We start from the raw sequence: 17,191 nt of genomic DNA on the forward strand, positions 1-17,191 counted from the left end.
TCACATGACGCTGACAACGATTCATCGTCGCCTCGTCATGCCCCTTCCCACGCTTCCTCGGCTTGTTAATGAGTTGAATTTGGAGACGTGCTCTCGTCAATCAGGTATTGGATTAAGAGCCGTGTTCCAATGGCGGTCGGTCCTTTGGAAATATAGGCGCGTTCCCGGTCGCTCCAATCCGTGCTGGCAATGTCGAGATGCACCCACGGGCAGTCACCCACAAACTTGCTGAGGAATAGGGCGGCGGTAATCATCCCACCCCCACGGCCTCCGATGTTCCGCATGTCGGCCACGTCACTTTTCAGCTGCTCGAAGTAGTCATCCCACAGCGGCATTTCCCAGACGCGCTCCCCGGATTTCGTCCCGGCGTGCTGGATGCGCTGCTTCAACACATCGCGGTTGCTGAACATTCCGATGGCGAATTGCCCGAGGGCAACGGCGCACGCTCCGGTCAGCGTGGCGATGTCGATAATGGCCGCAGGCTTGAGCCGTGTGGCGTAATGTAACCCATCCGCCAAAATAAGCCGTCCTTCGGCATCCGTGTTCTGCACTTCCACGGTCAGTCCAGACATCGTATTGAGAATGTCACCGGGTTTAATCGCCCGCCCGCCCGGCATGTTTTCGGTCGCCGGGAGAATGCCGATCACATGCAACGGAAGTCGTAACCGAGAGACGGCCCGGATTGTCGCCAGCACTTCGGCTCCGCCTGTCATGTCGGCTTTCATCTGTTCCATATTTTCGGACGGCTTGAGCGAGATGCCGCCCGTATCAAACGTGATCGTCTTGCCGACGAGCACGATCGGTTGGCGAGCGCGACCGTTTCGTTTCGCCGTTCCGCTTCCGTTATATTCAAGAACGATAAACTTTGGTGGTTCATGACTGCCACGAGCTACGCCAAGAAACGCGCCCATTCCCAGTTTTTCCACGTCTCGCTGTTCCAGAATCTTGACGCGAACATTGCGTTCCCTGCCGATCTTTTTCGCCTCAGCGGCAACGCGGGACGGTGTCATGATGTTGGAGGGATGATTGCTCAGATCGCGCACCAACATGGCTGCTTCCGCCGATGCCACTCCACGCCGGGCCCCTTCCTTCACATCGGCCTGTGCCTCCGCTTTCGGCACGATGATGATCATGCGATCGACGTCCCTCGGCTGGTCCCCGTTATTGGTACGGTAGACCGTGAATTGATACCCGCCGAGAATGGCGCCTTCGGTCATCGCTTGCGCCAGTTCCAGATCGGATGCATCGGGAAGAGAGCGACCATGCAGGACCGTTGAAAACGATCGAGCCCCGGCCTGCCGGATGCGTTTGACCGCAGTGCCCATCGCTTGGCGAACAGAATCTAGCTTGGCGTCTTTCTTTTTTCCGAGTCCGACCAGCAAGACCCGCTTCGCGAAAATCTTTCCTTGTGTATGGAGGAGAACAGTTTGATTGCTCTTCCCTTGAAATTCTTCGCTCTTAAGCAGATCGCGAATGGCCCCATGCAAGGCGCGGTCGACGGCCGCCGCTTCTTCTTGCAACGCAGGCTCACCGTCAAAATGACTCAGCACCAGCACTTCTGCCGGTTCGTTTTCTGCTCGGCTCTGCTTCACTTTCACGTCCATTCCGATTCAACCCTCCCTAATTATTTTGGACATCTTCAAAAAGGTTTCCAGCGAGGCGCAGGCGAAGACCATGTATCGGTATTTCACCTGCCCGGCCCTGAGCCGGCCAAGGCCGGCTCTTTCCCTTGGTACGTTGAGGATGTTGTCGAGCCGAGAACGAAGTTGGAAGCCTTCTTCAACATGCCGTTAGACGCCTCGCATGCTCGGGCCCCAGATATACTTATGTAACTGCATCTGGAACCGCACAGAAAGTTTATCAGCTAAAATCCATTCCGCCAGTTGGCGAACAGGCAATTCGCCGAACACGGGGCTGAAGAGGACGGCGCAGCGATGAGTCAGATCGTATTGCCTCAGGATCGAGCAGGCCCATTCATAATCGGCGCGATCCTTGATGACAAACTTCGCCTCGTCTTTGCCGGTGAGACGATCCAGATTCTTCCAATCCATGCGGTCAATCATGCCGCTGCCGGGACACTTCACGTCCAAAATAACATGCGCGCGGGGATCGACCGGTGAGATGTCGATGGCGCCGCTCGTTTCAATCAACACGGTGTATCCGTCCTGGCACAGGGCGTGAATGAATGGGAAGGATTCGGATTGATGAAGGGGTTCGCCCCCGGTGACTTCTACAAGGCGGCAAGCATAGGCACGGACGCGCTCCATCACCTCATTCCGTGACATCTCGGTGCCGCCATGAAATGTATATTCGCTATCGCACCAGGCACAGCGCAACGGGCAGCCCGTCAACCGCACAAACGTGCACGGTAGGCCGGCGTAGGTCGACTCGCCTTGAATGCTGTGAAAGATCTCAGTGATGCGCATAGAGTGAACCTTCAGCTACTATCGGCTTTCAGCCCTCAGCATCCGGATTTCCCGCCTTCAGCGGCCGCTGAAGACTCGGCAGCGTGTATCATGTCCACTTGACGATCGGCCACCCATATCGCTTCGCAATGCGCGCCATACCGCGAATGGGGTTGACTACCTGCGGGTGACCAACGCATTGCAGCACCGCGACATCTCCCGGACTGTCTCCGTAGGCGTAGCATTCCCGCAAATCCATGTTCTCCCGAGCCGTGAGCGATTCAATGAGAATTCGTTTCCCTTCGCCATACGGAAGCGGAGCAATCAGGTTTCCCGTATACCCCGTTGCCAATCGCTCAGGCGTGGCGGCCATCACGGTCGAAACATTCAACATGGCGGCCAGCGGTGCAATTAAGAAGTCCAGTGATCCCGTAATCAGCACGACATGATGTCCGGCCTGTTGATGTTTTTGCAAGACGGCAAGGCCGTCCCGCGAAATCAGCGGAATGATCCGAGAACGAACAAATTCTTCCGCCAGCGGCTCGATGGCGGCCGGGTGCTTTCCGGCAAGATAGAGCTTTCGTTGCCGAAGCGGATGCACCGATATCGGAGGCATGTGACGAGCGAGATGCCAGAGGCTTTGCAAACTTTCGCCGAGGCCGACTATCCCGCGTTGAAAGAGGTGGCGAAAAAACTTCACTTCGATGGCCACGCCCGGAATAAGCGTATTGTCCACATCAAAAAACGCACCCAAACGTCGGCATGGCCTGGGCGCGGTCGCGTCCGGTACAGACAAGCCCATGAGACCTCAAGGATGAAGGGAGGCGGTGTCACTCAACCGCGCAATGGAAAGAAAAATCGCACGCGAAATGATTTTAACGGAAGGCAGTTTCATTGACAAGCGTTTCAGTGCCTTTCTATAATGCCCGAACGCCGAAGTGGTGGAATGGCAGACACGTACGTTTGAGGGGCGTATGGGGTAACCCGTGGGGGTTCAAGTCCCCCCTTCGGCACCAACCTTTCTCTCTACTTGAGAATCCCCTATGTTAGACGGCGTCACTAGCGGATCGCGCTTAGTACGGTGTTAAGAACCATCATCTAGACGTTGCTGACTCTTGTAGTTTCATCGTACCGGGATGGAGTTAGGCATAGGTGGCATCCGGGGGGTACGAGCGTGAATACCGGATTGCAAGCTACGAGGCAGGGGACCAATAGACGATCCGTTGCTGCAGACGTACATTATGTTGTATCCATAACAGCTCAAAGCTGTCCAGTCATTAAGCGGCATTGTACTGACTGTATTCGACGTACTCCTCAGATACCAAATCGAAAAGCAGGCGGTCCATTGGTATGACGCCGATGATGTGACAGGACCGTAGTTTGCCAATGTAGCGAACCCCATTCTTTTCCAGCACACGGATTGAAGGATGGTTGGCTTCGACGGCCCACGCGCTGATTGCTTGGAGGCTAAGTTGCTTGAATGCCGTTCCCAACAGTTTATACACCGCCTTCGTAGTGTGTCCGTGCCTGGCAACCGTCTTATCCCCCAACACATACCACAAAAGGGCCGTCTTGAAGCATTTGTCAATGCTTAGGGCAACTAGCTCGACAGCATGCTCCCTGCCAGTCACTGAATAGAGCCGCAAACAGTGCTTCTCATTCTGCCTCATCAGCTTCAACAAGGCAGGCGATAGAATTTGAACGCCATTGCCAAAATCCAGCCACTGATAATTCTCACTTTGGCTTAACCATCCGGCTACCAAACCAATATCCGAACTTTCCAGCGGTCTGAGGTTCAGACTGTACACCCTCTGATAGTTTAGTAATAGGGTCTTATAGAGTTTGGGGTAATGTTGGGACATCAGACGGAGGCGATGCGGATGGTAAGAGTGAAATTAATGGCAGGGGATTACCTGACCAATATCAGGCGCCGGACGAGTGTGCCGCTATGAAGGGCGAACCAATTGATTCGCCACCATTGCGGGCGAAGGTCAAGCGTACGCGAGCGGAGCGTCGTGCTGAACAAGATGACGATGACCCAAGAAAAGAATGGGAGTCCTGGAGAGAGCGACGGGCCAGACCGGTGAGAGACAGTGCGCACTCCATAAGTATATCCCAGGCGCCCGGCAACGTATGGCGCTCGTAAGAGCGCTCTACACTTCCCGCAGAGATGTGTGATTCCTACTTAAAGACTGATCTCTTGAAGTAAGCCTCGCGGGTCACATAGACGGCCGCAGCCAGACTGGCGAGGAATAGAGGAATCAGAATGGCCAACACAACGTTTTGCCATGCATACATCTTCAGCAGAACCCACTCAAGGAAATCCATATGTTGCCCCCTTTGCTGTTACGTCGATGAAAAGACCTAGGTGTTATACTGGGATTAGGCGGCTTCGTCTGTCGGTGGATCAGGCTGGGGCGCGTCCTGAATCGCACGTACAGAACTGGGGGTATAATCCGTCGGCGGGAGGATAGAGCTAAGACTGCCAGCTATTGAATGCAGTACGATCTCGATTCTGTCGATCAAACATGGCGGGATAAAGGATCTTCGAATAAAGTCACCGCTCAGGACGCCTTTGAAGTTCTTTTCCCGGACGAATACTCGACTGTACCACGTACGCGTCTGCTTAGGCCCACATATCTCTTGCGAGGTTGAGGACGCGTCGTGTCGGGTAGCACTTATTTATATGGTCGTTCCCATCCTCGTTGTCTCCACGAAGTGCTCCGTGGAGTCGTCGATTTGGCGTCCCTGCCGCCCTTTGGCGTGGTGAATATAGAGTAAGCCATGGTCGACGTGTTTATGGCCGGACGGCAAAGCCATTTGGTACTTTATTGGTTGCTGATGGTCGGCCAGTTGCAGAGCGGGATTGTAGACGCTGTTGAACTTCCAGAGCATCTTGACGAAATTCGTCTGTCCACGCAATAGGTGTCCGGCCGCAATCTTTGCCGTCGATTTGAGTGCCGTCCAACCGAGATGCTTGGTATTCAACACTTGCTGGGTCTTGACCAATTCTTTGTAAAACTCCGGTAAAGGCAGCGTCGTGGGTAGGACGGCATGTTGGATGTCGAATAGGCGATAATCACGGCTCTGGATCTTGCGCGATTCCGTCACCCATGTTTCCGTGCCTGGGTACGGGGTGTTGACGCTGATGTTCACAATTTCAGGAATTTCGAGGCACCATTGGCGGATGACCTCAAAGCGTTGCTTATCCCAGTCGGGATCGGCAATTAGGTTAATGGCAACAGTAATGCCGAGTGACCGGGCAAATTCCAGCGCTTCGAAGTTTTTGCCCAGCGAGATGCGCTTACGGTGTTTGAGGAGCCCTTCCTCATCAATGGCCTCGATCCCGATGAACATATATTCGAGTCCGAGCGACTTCCAGAACGTGAACACCTCCTTGTTTCGCAACAGGACATCGCCGCGTGTCTCCAGATAATATTTCTTCTTGATTCCCTTCTTTGCGATCGCTTCACCGATCTCCATCCCATGCTTGCCATGGATGAACGCCACATCATCGACGATGAAAATGCCGGGTTCTCGAATGCGTGCCAAGTCTTCCACTGCCTTTTCGGGGCTGATCGTTCGGTAGCTTCGCCCGTAAAATGTCCACGCGCTGCAGAAGGAACAGTCCCATGGACACCCGCGCGCAAATTCAATGGAGGCGCACGGATCCAAGACGCCGATAAAATACTTTCGGCGATGGCGCAGAAGGTCTCGTGCCGGGCTCAGGGCATCAAGACTTTCTACAAAGCGGGGAGCCGGCCCGGCGCCAAAAGGGGACACGACACCGGGAACGCGGATGATAGCCGCGCGATCATGCTCGATCGCCTGCAAGAGATCTGGGACGACCGCCTCACCTTCACCTTTGAGGATGCAATCGATGGCGCCCTCGCTATGCTCAAGAAACTGGTTTGCAATAAACGAGGCGCTGTGGCCGCCGACGAACACAAAACTCTGCGGGAGCACTGCCTTCGTAAGTCGTGCCAGATCGACGACCTCGGGCACATTGGCCAGGTAGTTGCATGAAAAAGCGACGACATCAGGCCGCCAGTCTTGAAGCAGCCTCAAATAACTGCGATGGCTTTCCACCTGCAGATCTATGAGGCGTACCTCGTGCCCGGCTTGGCGAATGGCCTGGGCCACCAGTTCCAACCCAAGCGGTTCCAATCGCAGGTAAATTTTTGTATACATCAACGGACTCGGATGGACCGCGAGTATTTTCATGCGTTCTCCTCTCTCTAGGCCGGTGTGGCAGGCACAGCAAAGCATACGAATTCTGAATCCAGGATTGGAGCGGGGTTCCAGTCGGATGGCTATCCTCGATTGTCTTACAGACGAGGAGGGTCTGGAAGAATGGGTAAGTTCAGAGACGCGATCACGTGCGTGACAATGGTGTCTGGCGGCCATCCTGCGTCGATGGTGAGAGCATCTGCCGGCTCCTCGAGTGTGTCGAACTGACTTGCAGCAAGCTCTTGGGGCATGAAGTGGTCTGGGCGTCGCGCCAGCCGCGCCTGAATCAGACCAACAGGCGCCTTCAGATAAACGAGCTTTACTGAAGGATTGCCTGAGATCAGGATATGGCGTGCAGAGGCGGTGAGTGCGGAGCAGGCGAGAACGACATTCCGACCCTCCCCGATCCATCGATCGATTGCCTCCCGTAGAGCGTCGAGCCACGGCCTGCGATCCAGCTCCGAGAGCGGCATGCCTGCCCTCATCTTGTTACGGTTGCTGAGCGAATGAAAGGAATCGGCGTCGGCAAATTCCCAGCGCAAGCTGTCAGCCAACAGTCTGCCGATCGTTGTTTTGCCCGATCCGGACACGCCCATGATGAGCACAACCATGGTGGCCGAGGAGGACGCTCATGTTGCGAAACGCGTACGCTAGCGAATTTCTAGGAATGGTCTTCTCAGCTCTTGCAGTAACGCGCGTTCTTGAGGTTCGACATTTAATTTCGTGCGATCTTGTTGTGACCGCCCGATGAAGCCGTCGGGGGCGCCCCTGTTGATGGCGCTGGAGTCTCCCCCCTTCTGGCCCTCTTGCCGTTTCTGAATCTCCATGATGAGCTGGTCTCGCTCTTGTCGGACTCGGGCGGCCTCTTCATTACGAGTGGTTAATTCATCGGTGAGCGAAGTGACCTGTTGTTTAGCGCGTTCGAATTTATCCGTCAATGCCGTGAGTTTATTGGCAAGGCTCTCGCGATCGGCGACGGCTTTCCGCAGGCGTTCAATTTCCTGGTCTCGTTCGGCCAAACGCTTGGCAAGATCATCGGCGCGAGCCGCCTCCGTCTCCAGTTCGGCCGCATGTTTCTGCAATCGCGCGATTTCTTCTTTCGTGGTCGTCGTGCCGCTCATGAGGCGCTGCTTGTCTTCCCGCAATGTGGCCGCTTTCACTTGTTCCGCGGCCAGCTTTGTCGAGAGATCTCGGGCTTGATCGCGTGCCTCGGTGAGCGCGCCCGCCATCTGAGACTTCTCTTTCTCCATTGCGGCGACGCGGGTATTGACGTCGCCCAAAGTCTTTTTCGCACCCGCAAGATCCTGTTGCGCCTTCTCTAATTGTCGCTGAAGATCCTCGGCTTTCAATTGCAGTCGATCGTACTCGGTCCGCAATTCATTCCACTTCAAGAGGGGCTGCTCATATTCCGACGATTCTTTCTGGTTCTCCGAATCCGTCACGCGCGGGGTGTCGGGAGCGACCTGAACGACTGTGATTGGATGAACATGTTGAGTCGCACTGACCAAATGCAGCGTCGCAGCAAGAAGCCATGGTGTCATCATTGGTTCGCCTTGTGTTAATAGGGACAAAATGTCCCTTCTCCCTGATGATAGCGGACTGGCGCAATCTGTCTGCAGGAATTATCTGCTTCGTAATGTCGGCGTAGGGCTTACAGTCGTACGAAAGTTGTGCTACATTTCATTGGCCGTATGCACCAGTTGTTGTTTGCCATCATACTGACTACCCTTCTCTGGGGCAACCCCCTCTATGCCGGCCAGCGTGCTGAGGTGTTGCAGCATGCCAAGGCAGCCACCGCGCTTGTCGTCGCTATCAGCGATTCCGGCGGCAGTGTCTCCATGGGGAGCGGGTTTTTTCTTTCCGACGATGGGTTGCTGGTCACTAATGCGCACGTCGTAGAGGGTGGTTCACGTCTCCTCGTCTATGTCCAAGACCGCCTTGTGATCACGGCTCCCAAGATTCTCGTCACCGATGGGGACGCAGATTTGGCCGCGCTTCGCGTGCCGGTCGATTCACCCCAGATTCTCGCGCTCGCGCCGGAGCATCCGGAAGAGGGCACGGAGGTCCTCTCGGTCGGATATCCGAGGATCACCGATATTCTGCAAATGGGCTTTGCCCTGCATCCCACCATTGGGTCAGGCATGGTGAGCGGGATGGCTCAGGGGCGATCCCGAATGAACGGCCATCATGCGGGATTTATTCAAACGACGGGGATATTAAACTTTGGAAATAGCGGCGGTCCGTTAATCGACATAGAGACAGGCGCTGCGGTCGGCATGGTTGTGACGACAGTTCCTTATCTCGAGCGGGCGAAAGATCGGAACGGGACCGCAATCGGGAGCGTCTCAATGAAGTCGGGGATCGGCTACTCCATTCCGGCGGCTTTTATTCGCCAATGGTTGATCTCGCATCATTTGAATGCAGGGACGACATCCGATCATAGGGGTACCGTCAAGCACACCGTGTCTCATGGACCTGAACCCGAAGCTGAGCGATCCTTTGTCACCGGGCATTTGCTTCATAGCATTGCCATGGTGCTTCACAACGATTCCGACTTGCTGCATTTGGCTATTTTTCATTATGAGATGGCGTCAAAGCTGAAGCCTGATGCCCCTTGGATTGCACGGAATCTCGGCCTTGCGTATGCCGATGACGGACAATGGCCGCGCGCGCTTCACGCCTATATGAAGGGACTGGAATTCGCCCCGCACGACCCCGGGCTCCTGACGGATGCAGGACTCGCGTGGGAACGGACCGGAGATCATGAACATGCCGTCGCGTCTTATCGCGCCGCCCTTGGAGTGGACGCCGACTTTGGGCGCGCGCATAACAACTTAGGTCAAGTTCTATGGAAGACAGGCAAACAAGAAGAAGCCATCATGGAGTTTCGTGCGGCGCTTGACACCGATCCCGGCCTCGCCTCTGCCTCGTATAACCTCGGACTGGCCCTGGAGTCTCAGGGACAGCATGCGGAGGCTCTGCATACGTGGGAGGCTTTTCTGGAGCAGACGGCTTCATCACCGAAGTCGGATGAATGGACCAGAAAAATCCGTGAAGGGTTAACCCGTTTAAAAACCGCCTCTGCGCAGGCGGTTCCCACTATTGTCACATCAACGCGATAGTCATCACTATTCTTCACGAAGTCAGGCCGGCTGATTGATTGCCGGCCCGACTGGTGCAATGCTCCTTAGTGGCCGCCTGCGTTCGGGGCGCGTTCGGGGTCTTTATTGGCTCCCTCGAACCCAGGTGCCTTGCCTGGAGGAAGACCTTTCGTTCCACTTGGTCCCGCGCCTCCTTTAGAGTCTTCTCCCAACGACCCGGCCCCTAATTGCCGTTCATGTTTCTGCGACGACCCAGTAGATAAAGATTGTTCCTTCATCCCTAACTCACTGTCCTTTTGGATATCTTGCGGCTGTTGTTTTTCCATTTGATCCTGCTGGCCCTGTTCGGACATGGACTCCGCCGCATAGACGCTCCCGGCGACCCCGAATGTTGCCGCTGCTGCCAACGCTATCAAGCTACCGAATCCTTTCATGGGGATCTCCTTCTTTTTGATTGATGAAGGTCGAGTGAACCGCCTGCGAACTGTTACACGCTATTTGTCGATCTTGAGGGTCTTGCCCGTCTGCGCATCGATATACACCGTACGTTCTTTCTTACTGGAATCAATGATATCGATTTCATAGACGGTGCGGCCATCCTCCTTGCCCAGTTGAGCCTCAACCGCTTTCCCAGGTACAGCGGCGACGGCCGTCTTCACGGCTTGATCCATTGTAATCGTGGCTGACTCGGCCAACTGCTTATTGGTCTCAAATAGAGCCCAGGCTTGGCCGATTCCTAGGCTTGCCGCAAGCATAACAGCGATAATGTACCGCATAGACCCTCCTTGGTTAATGACTGGTGCCGGGCTTCTTCTCCCTACTTAAGCAAATGCCACGCCTGGACAGTAGGCTCTTTCGACTAAGAATATGACCCACGAATTCAACGAGTCCTGCGGCATTTGCCTCCGGTACGTGATGTGGCGTGGCTGATTCCGCGGAGCGAGTTGTCAAGAGAAGACCCACACCGAGTCTCAAGCTCAAGCCCCGTCATGGGAACGTGTCGGTCAGTACACCTTGTCTATCCCTAGACAGTCCGTCCGCTATTTCTTGATAGGCGCGATCGATTCTTGAGTGGTGAGGACTAAGGCCGCGGTGGCGATGAGAATGACTGCGATGCCCACAACACCCGCTCGTTCCCCGAACTGTTGCGTGATCCAACCGAACGTCGTCATTCCCGCAATGGCTGCCGTCATCGCACCGGTGCCGTATATCGTGAGCACACGTGCAACCAGACGTTCCGGCGAGACCTCTTGCAAGACACCCCATGCGATCGGCGTAAATGCGCCGATGCCGGCGCCGATCACCACCATGCAGACCGCGGCTGTCATGCTGTTTGGAGCAGCGGCTAGGCCGAAGAGCGCCACGCCGCTAATGCCGCTGGTAATGGCAATGACGTGCAATCGGGCAGACAAATCCCACTCCGTCATCCGGACCAGCACGAGGGACATGAAAAAAAGTCCGACGCCCAGCGCAGACCATAGGTACCCCACTTCCACGGGTCCAAGGTCGAGCATCTTCCGGCCAAAGACAGGAAAAAGCGTGGAAAATGCGGCCGTCCCGAAAGAGTGCAAGGCGGCGATGATAATTAACAGGAGAACGATCTGCTGTTTGGCGAAGCGGAGGCCATCCATCAGATCGTGGAGCGGAGAAGAAAAAATGGCAGAGCGCACGGGAGAAGCCTGAACCCAGGGCAAGCGAACCGGCAAGAGACACAGCGCCGAGACGACATAGGTGACGGCGTTGACGCAAAGAACGGATTGAGAATTCAAGGCCGCAATGCCCATTCCACTCAGGGCGGGTCCCAAAATAACTCCAAGGCTGGTCGTCGTCTGGAGCCATGCGTTGGCCGCGGTAAATTTCGCGGGTTTTACGAGATGCGGAACGGAGGCGGTAAGCGCGGGACCAAATACGGCAGTCGCCAAAGCATGGAGAAAGACCAGTACGTATAGCCGCTCAACCGTGAATTCATTGGGGGACACCAGGCATGGAATGAGACCGATGAGGACGGCGCGCAGCAGGTCGGAGATGATCAGGACCGGCTTTTTTGGTAATCGATCCAGGTAGACGCCGATGAGTGGCCCGAAAATAATGGGCGGAATAGTCTGGAGCATGCCGATCACCGTCGTCTTGATCGGCGACCCCGTGACGGAATAGACGAACCAGAGGAGTGCGAGTTTGGAGACTCCGTCGCCCACTTGGGAGATCAGTTGCCCCCACCAGATCAGCCCAAAGTCTCGGTTCAGGAGTAGATGGCGCTCGCTCACCCGAAGGCGTTCCTGGGCCGAACATTCACGTGACACCGACTCGCATGGTTATGGACCGTGCCCGGCCGCGACTGCCGATCCTGTGGTCCTTGTCGATATCGCTTCATTCCGCACCTTCGACTCGAATGCCCTCCGATCGCACCGCCTTGACGCCCGGCACTTGGCGGGCGGCCTCGGCGGCTTCTAAGGCGATCACTAGGAATTTTGTCTTGCCGCTCACATGCACAATGCCGTCCTCTGTCTTCACATCGAAATGCGCCGACTCGAGCGTTTTGCTTTTTCCAAACCGATCTTTGACGTACTGCGTAATCAACTCGTCTTTTTTTCGTCCAAGGACCTGGGGCAAGTCTTTCACAATCTCGAGATTGTTTGTGACGGACTTGACCCCTTCAATCGCCTGCGCGATTTCCGTGGCGGCAGCCTTTTCCGCTTCAGTGCCCACTTTTCCCGATAGGAGGGCGACATCCCCGTTCATATCGACGTTGATATCGTAGGGCAAGAGGCGTGGATCCGCCATCAAGTTCAGTTTGATGGAGACAATGGGCGTCGGCGGCAGTTTCGGTTCAGGTGGCTTCGCGTCAGACGGTTTACCATTTGGAGTCGACTCTGAAGGGCCACCTTTCGTCTCAGAGCCTTTTAACTCAGGGGCTTTGTCCGACGACTTCGGAGAGTCTCTGGGCTGCTCGGCGGGTTTTGCCGGTTTGGTGTCGGCAGCCTTCGGGGGAAGGGAAGGCACGGGAACCGGCGTTTTCACATCGGCTCCTTTGGATTCTGGAATTTTGTCCGGCTTCGGTTCTTTGGTCTGTTCCGCGGGCTTTTCTTTAGGCTGCTCCGCAGGCTTTGTCGAAGGCGTCTTCGGTTCCTCCCCATACGTTTGAAGACCCGTAAGGAACACCGCGTAGAGCAGACCGGCCACCAGGCCGCGTCTCGCCGTAGCGACCATCCCCATCATATAAACTCCTTGGTTAGAAACCCGGTGGGACTTTGCGAAAGCTGAATCGCGCCGTGTTTTATGCGGCCGGCAAAGGGTCCATGATCGCCTCTTGTGTCGTCTCCCAGCGCCGGCTGAATCGGGCCGCCATGAAAGCGGTCATCAGGAGAATGAATCCGATGCCGAAGAGGCTGATGGGCGCGCCGAGCGCGTCCGCCGCCCATCCAAACGCCGCCATGCCCAGCATGGCGGCGAACATGCCGCCCGTGCTGAAGGTCGTCATGACGCGAGCCAACATATGGCCGGGCGTCATTTCTTGGAGCACGGCCCACACAATGGGCGTGAACAGCGCTGTACTTCCTCCGATAATGATCATCAGGACGCCTGCTGCGACATCCCCGCTCACGAGGTTCAAACTGCAGACGGCGGCCCCCCCGACCGCCATGGCGCCGGAGATCAAGCGAAACCGACTCGCGACGTCGCCATGCTGCAACCACGCCAGCCACGCCGAAGTGCAGAGCATGCCGATTCCTAAAGTCGACCAGAGCCAGCCCAACTCGGCCGGGCCCATGTGCAGCAGGTGTTTTGCAAAGACGGGTAACATAAAGACGAAGGCGCTGGCGGCCATACTGTAGAGCGCCGCCGTCGCCATGAGTGCCAGTACCGGCCGGTGTTGTAGAAAGACGAAACGGAATCCCTCCCACATCTCATGTACGATATCGGGAGCGCGCCCCGTTGCGGCTCCGGGCAGCGTGAGTTGCCGAACCCGAATCGGCAATAAGCATAACGCAGAGATGAAGAACGTCGCGGCATTGACATACAAGACGTTTTGGGCCCCCATCACGGCAATACCGATCCCACTCATGGCCGGGCCGATGAGGACGCCGAGATTGGTGGAACTCTGGAGCAGGGCATTCGCGGCCGTCAATTGTTTGCGGCCGACAATGAGCGGGACAGCCGAAGCCAAGGCCGGCCCAAACACGGTGGACACGATGGCCGTCATAAACACCAGCGCATAGAGCCCGTTCAGCGTGAGCCAATCGAAGGCATAGAGAACCGGGATGAGCAGAACCAGCACGGTGCGAAGGAGATCGATCCAGATCATGACCGGCTTTTTCGGCAGCCGGTCCAAATACACTCCGATCAGCGGACCCACCAGGAGAGGAGGAATGGTTTGCAGCAGCCCGATGAGCGTCATCTTCAATGCGGACCCCGTCAGGTCATACACAAACCATAGGAGCGCGACCTTGTTTAGGCCGTCACCGATTTGCGAAATGACTTGACCGGCCCACAAAAAGCCGAAGTCCCGACTCCTTATCAGGAATCTCCCGTTGCTGCACGATGGGCTCTCCTGTTCCCCCTCGGCCCGCGCTGCATAAACCACATCCTCCTCCTGTGTCCTCCGGTCTCCGGTTCACCCCGTGCTTAACAGCGATCCAACAGGACCCGGGAATCCACCCAGCCGTTATCCCCGGTTATTTGATCAGGCTCCACGCCTATCAGGCGCCGATAGACATTCACATAGTCTTGCGCCATGCGTTCGACGGAAAATCTCGCATCGAATGATTGACGGCAATGGACACGCTGCAGCGTGCCGATGCGGTCTACTGCCGCAACCATGTCGTTGAAATCATCGCACACAAAACCCGTGACCCCATCATCGATAATCTCGGGGATAGACCCGCGCCGATAGGCCAGGACAGGCGTACCGCATGCCAGCGCCTCGATCAGCACGAGCCCGAACGGTTCAGGCCAGTCATAGGGCGCGAGCATGGCATAGGCATCCCCAAGAAAGTCGTCTTTCTCGTCGTCCGTGATTTCGCCGACATATTCGACGAGTGGATGCGACATGAGCGGTTCGATCTCGGCTTCGAAGTAGTTGCGATCCGCAGGGTCGACTTTCGCCGCAATTCGTAGTGGTAGGCCGACCCGTTTGGCAACTTCAATAGCATGGTCGGGACGCTTCTCAGGAGAGATACGGCCGAGGAACGCCAGATACTTGCCCGGCATCGGGTGGAATGAATAGAGGTCGTTCGGCAGCCCGTGGTACACGGTGGACTGCCATGTTGCCCAAGGGAGAGGGCGACGTTGCGAATTCGAAATTGACACCAGTGGCATTTCAGAATACTCACGGAAAACCGGCACCAACTCCGGCAGGTCCAAACGACCGTGCATCGTGGTAATCACCGGGGTAGGGCATCGGCGGGCGATGGGAAAGCCAATGAAGTCCAGATGAGAATGAATAATATCGAATTCACTGGAAGAAGCACCAAAGGCCTGCTCTAACTGATACGTCATGGGAGCATCTCGATTGAAAATGCCCGTACTCAGGCGGAGCGCTTCCGGAGTGACCGCTTTGAGTGTTGCGGCGGTCGTCGAGTCACCGCTGGCAAACAGGGTCACGTCGTGACCAAGACGAACCAACTCCTCAGTGAGGTACGACACGATCCGCTCGGTTCCGCCATACAGTTTAGGCGGGACGCTTTCCCAAAGCGGTGATACTTGCGCGATCTTCATGGAACGGACTCCTTTCGTCAGTATGACGCTGGTCTTGTTTTTAACGACAGTGACTTGAATAGAAGGCCAAAAGACAAAAATGTCTCCGCTCTAACCTGCAAGTGGCAGGCCGTTTGCGGACCATCCGCATCTTCAAAGAACTGCCACGAAATCGCGGCATAATTCGGCACGTAAGGCGCGTTGATGCTCGTGGCGCGGGGCGAATTGTCAAAACCTCTGCGCGCTGGATGGAACAGTGAGGCCAATGATGCGGGAATCCGTGCGGGAGCGAATTGTCCTCGTAAAGACAGACCGTCCCCCCTCTGGGCATCGCGGATGGCGATCTATGAGGGATTTATGGGGGGACTAGGGCGTCGCCCTCGTGAATCACGGCAACATCGGAAGCTACGACATGCCGTATCGACGGAGCTTGCGCAAAAGCGTTTTGCGATGGATGCCTAAAATGTCGGCCGCCAGACCAATGTCGCGTTGATGGGCGTCCAAGACGCGGATGATATAGTCCTTTTCCAGCGCATCAATGGTCATCCATCCACTGTGTACCGGCGAAGTCGTCGCAGCAATCCGTACGGATTCGGGAAGATCGTGCGGGAGGACGGCCGGATGAGGAGTCAAAACGGTCGCTCGTTCGATCACGTGCTCTAACTCACGGACATTCCCCGGCCAGGAATATTTCATCAAAAGGTCCATTGCGTCAGGCGCAATGCCGGTCACAGGCTTTTCCCTGTTGCCGCCGTGTTTGTGCACAAAATGTTGCGCGAGCACCGGGATGTCTTCAACCCGTTCCCGCAGCGGTGGAATGTTGATGGTCACCACATTCAGGCGGTAGTACAGGTCTTCACGAAAGCTCCCGGAGTCGACCAGTTGTTTCAAATCCTTATTAGTGGCGGCAATAATGCGTACATCGACCGTCATCGTCCCGGCGCCGCCCACACGGCGGACTTCTCGCTCCTGCAAGACGCGTAAAAGTTTACTTTGGAGTGTCGGGGAGATATTGGCCATTTCATCGAAGAAACACGTGCCTTGGTGAGCTTTTTCCAGGAGCCCTTTTTTGGTGGCGATGGCGCCCGTGAATGCGCCGCGTTCATGGCCGAATAGCTCCGATTCGAGCAGACTTTCGGTTAACGCGCCGCTATCGACGGTGATAAAAGGCCCCGCACTGCGCAAGCTATTGGCGTGGATTGCGCGGGCCACTAATTCCTTTCCCGTCCCGCTTTCACCTTGGATCAATACGGTGCTGTCCGTTTGGGCGACCCGGGCAATCAATTTATAAACGGACACCAAGCCGGGACTGCTCCCCACGATATTATCGAAGCGATAGCGGTCGCGTAATTGTTCTCGCAGCGATTGGTTCTCGCACAAGACCCGTTTATGTTCGAGTGCGCGCCGCACCACAAGACGAATGTCATCAACGATGAAGGGTTTGCTCAAATAATCGAAGGCGCCGGCTTTGATGCCGTCGACGGTCGTTTTCAGCGATCCGTACGCCGTCAGAAGAATAACGAGCGTCTCGGGCGACCGACTTTTTAGTTCGCTGAGCAGGGCTAAGCCGTCCATACCGGGCATGTGGAGATCGGTGATTACCACATCCGGTTTAGACTGATCGACCTTCGCCAGGGCAGCCTGCGCATGCTCCGCCGTTTCGATTCGATAGCCTTCCTTGCTCACGATTTCCCGGAGCAATTCAAGAGTCTCCGTATCATCGTCGACGATCAGCACCTGAGAGTCTTCAACGGGTACCATAGC

At 55.9% G+C, this 17,191-nt stretch carries 16 protein-coding genes and 1 tRNA gene; 2 read left to right on the top strand and 15 right to left on the bottom strand.

Annotated features, from left to right (window positions below):
* Nucleotides 1-65: 65 nt before the first annotated feature.
* The 3 genes from ACWHYZ_RS02150 to ACWHYZ_RS02160 all read right to left on the bottom strand — a co-directional run bounded on the left by ACWHYZ_RS02150 (nucleotide 66) and on the right by ACWHYZ_RS02160 (nucleotide 3,207).
* Entirely contained in the window at nucleotides 66-1,604 is a 1,539-nt protein-coding gene (locus tag ACWHYZ_RS02150; RefSeq protein ID WP_447985655.1) for a leucyl aminopeptidase, read from the bottom strand.
* A gap of 186 nt (nucleotides 1,605-1,790) precedes the next feature.
* Nucleotides 1,791-2,426 (bottom strand): 7-carboxy-7-deazaguanine synthase QueE, encoded by a 636-nt coding sequence (gene queE / locus ACWHYZ_RS02155; RefSeq protein WP_447985656.1) that lies wholly within the window; start codon nucleotides 2,424-2,426, stop codon nucleotides 1,791-1,793.
* A gap of 88 nt (nucleotides 2,427-2,514) precedes the next feature.
* Nucleotides 2,515-3,207: an HAD family hydrolase gene (locus ACWHYZ_RS02160; RefSeq protein ID WP_447985657.1), complete on the bottom strand. Its 693-nt coding sequence runs from the start codon at nucleotides 3,205-3,207 to the stop codon at nucleotides 2,515-2,517.
* 130 nt (nucleotides 3,208-3,337) lie between these two features.
* On the opposite strand from ACWHYZ_RS02160, the gene ACWHYZ_RS02165 reads away from it, so the two are divergent.
* A tRNA-Leu gene (locus ACWHYZ_RS02165) sits at nucleotides 3,338-3,421 on the top strand.
* 261 nt (nucleotides 3,422-3,682) lie between these two features.
* On the opposite strand, the gene ACWHYZ_RS02170 is transcribed toward ACWHYZ_RS02165, so the two are convergent.
* From ACWHYZ_RS02170 to ACWHYZ_RS02190, 5 genes are all read right to left on the bottom strand, one after another.
* On the bottom strand, nucleotides 3,683-4,213 hold the full coding sequence (locus tag ACWHYZ_RS02170; protein ID WP_447985658.1) for a GNAT family N-acetyltransferase: 531 nt from the start codon (nucleotides 4,211-4,213) through the stop codon (nucleotides 3,683-3,685).
* Nucleotides 4,214-4,586: 373 nt separating this feature from the next.
* Entirely contained in the window at nucleotides 4,587-4,733 is a 147-nt protein-coding gene (locus tag ACWHYZ_RS02175) for a hypothetical protein (RefSeq protein WP_447985659.1), read from the bottom strand.
* A 354-nt stretch (nucleotides 4,734-5,087) separates the two neighbouring features.
* Nucleotides 5,088-6,629, bottom strand: a complete 1,542-nt coding sequence (gene hpnR / locus ACWHYZ_RS02180; RefSeq protein WP_447985660.1) for a hopanoid C-3 methylase HpnR — start codon at nucleotides 6,627-6,629, stop codon at nucleotides 5,088-5,090.
* Between the two features lie 104 nt (nucleotides 6,630-6,733).
* Nucleotides 6,734-7,246 carry a gluconokinase gene (locus tag ACWHYZ_RS02185; protein WP_447985661.1) on the bottom strand — a complete coding sequence of 171 codons (513 nt, stop codon included), beginning with the start codon at nucleotides 7,244-7,246 and terminating at the stop codon, nucleotides 6,734-6,736.
* Between the two features lie 39 nt (nucleotides 7,247-7,285).
* Nucleotides 7,286-8,179 (bottom strand): hypothetical protein, encoded by an 894-nt coding sequence (locus ACWHYZ_RS02190; RefSeq protein ID WP_447985662.1) that lies wholly within the window; start codon nucleotides 8,177-8,179, stop codon nucleotides 7,286-7,288.
* Nucleotides 8,180-8,326: 147 nt separating this feature from the next.
* Between ACWHYZ_RS02190 and ACWHYZ_RS02195 the strand changes: the two genes are divergently transcribed.
* The gene (locus tag ACWHYZ_RS02195; protein ID WP_447985663.1) at nucleotides 8,327-9,757 is read left to right on the top strand and encodes a trypsin-like peptidase domain-containing protein; all 1,431 of its coding nucleotides are present in this window, start codon (nucleotides 8,327-8,329) and stop codon (nucleotides 9,755-9,757) included.
* A gap of 65 nt (nucleotides 9,758-9,822) precedes the next feature.
* Here the strand turns inward: ACWHYZ_RS02195 and ACWHYZ_RS02200 are convergent, their stop codons facing one another.
* The 7 genes from ACWHYZ_RS02200 to ACWHYZ_RS02230 form a co-directional block, all read right to left on the bottom strand.
* Nucleotides 9,823-10,170, bottom strand: a complete 348-nt coding sequence (locus ACWHYZ_RS02200) for a hypothetical protein (RefSeq protein WP_447985664.1) — start codon at nucleotides 10,168-10,170, stop codon at nucleotides 9,823-9,825.
* Nucleotides 10,171-10,230: 60 nt separating this feature from the next.
* Complete coding sequence (locus tag ACWHYZ_RS02205; RefSeq protein WP_447985665.1) at nucleotides 10,231-10,512, bottom strand: PepSY domain-containing protein; 282 nt, start codon at nucleotides 10,510-10,512, stop codon at nucleotides 10,231-10,233.
* A gap of 264 nt (nucleotides 10,513-10,776) precedes the next feature.
* Nucleotides 10,777-12,036, bottom strand: coding sequence for an MFS transporter (locus ACWHYZ_RS02210; RefSeq protein WP_447985666.1), 1,260 nt, complete (start codon nucleotides 12,034-12,036; stop codon nucleotides 10,777-10,779).
* A gap of 67 nt (nucleotides 12,037-12,103) precedes the next feature.
* Nucleotides 12,104-12,952, bottom strand: coding sequence for a BON domain-containing protein (locus ACWHYZ_RS02215; protein ID WP_447985667.1), 849 nt, complete (start codon nucleotides 12,950-12,952; stop codon nucleotides 12,104-12,106).
* 58 nt (nucleotides 12,953-13,010) lie between these two features.
* Nucleotides 13,011-14,315, bottom strand: a complete 1,305-nt coding sequence (locus ACWHYZ_RS02220; protein ID WP_447985668.1) for an MFS transporter — start codon at nucleotides 14,313-14,315, stop codon at nucleotides 13,011-13,013.
* A 41-nt stretch (nucleotides 14,316-14,356) separates the two neighbouring features.
* Entirely contained in the window at nucleotides 14,357-15,448 is a 1,092-nt protein-coding gene (locus tag ACWHYZ_RS02225; protein WP_447985669.1) for a glycosyltransferase family 4 protein, read from the bottom strand.
* Nucleotides 15,449-15,832: 384 nt separating this feature from the next.
* Nucleotides 15,833-17,188, bottom strand: a complete 1,356-nt coding sequence (locus ACWHYZ_RS02230; protein ID WP_447985670.1) for a sigma-54-dependent transcriptional regulator — start codon at nucleotides 17,186-17,188, stop codon at nucleotides 15,833-15,835.
* Nucleotides 17,189-17,191 lie beyond the last annotated feature (3 nt).

Source organism: Nitrospira sp. Nam74 (genome assembly GCF_965152615.1).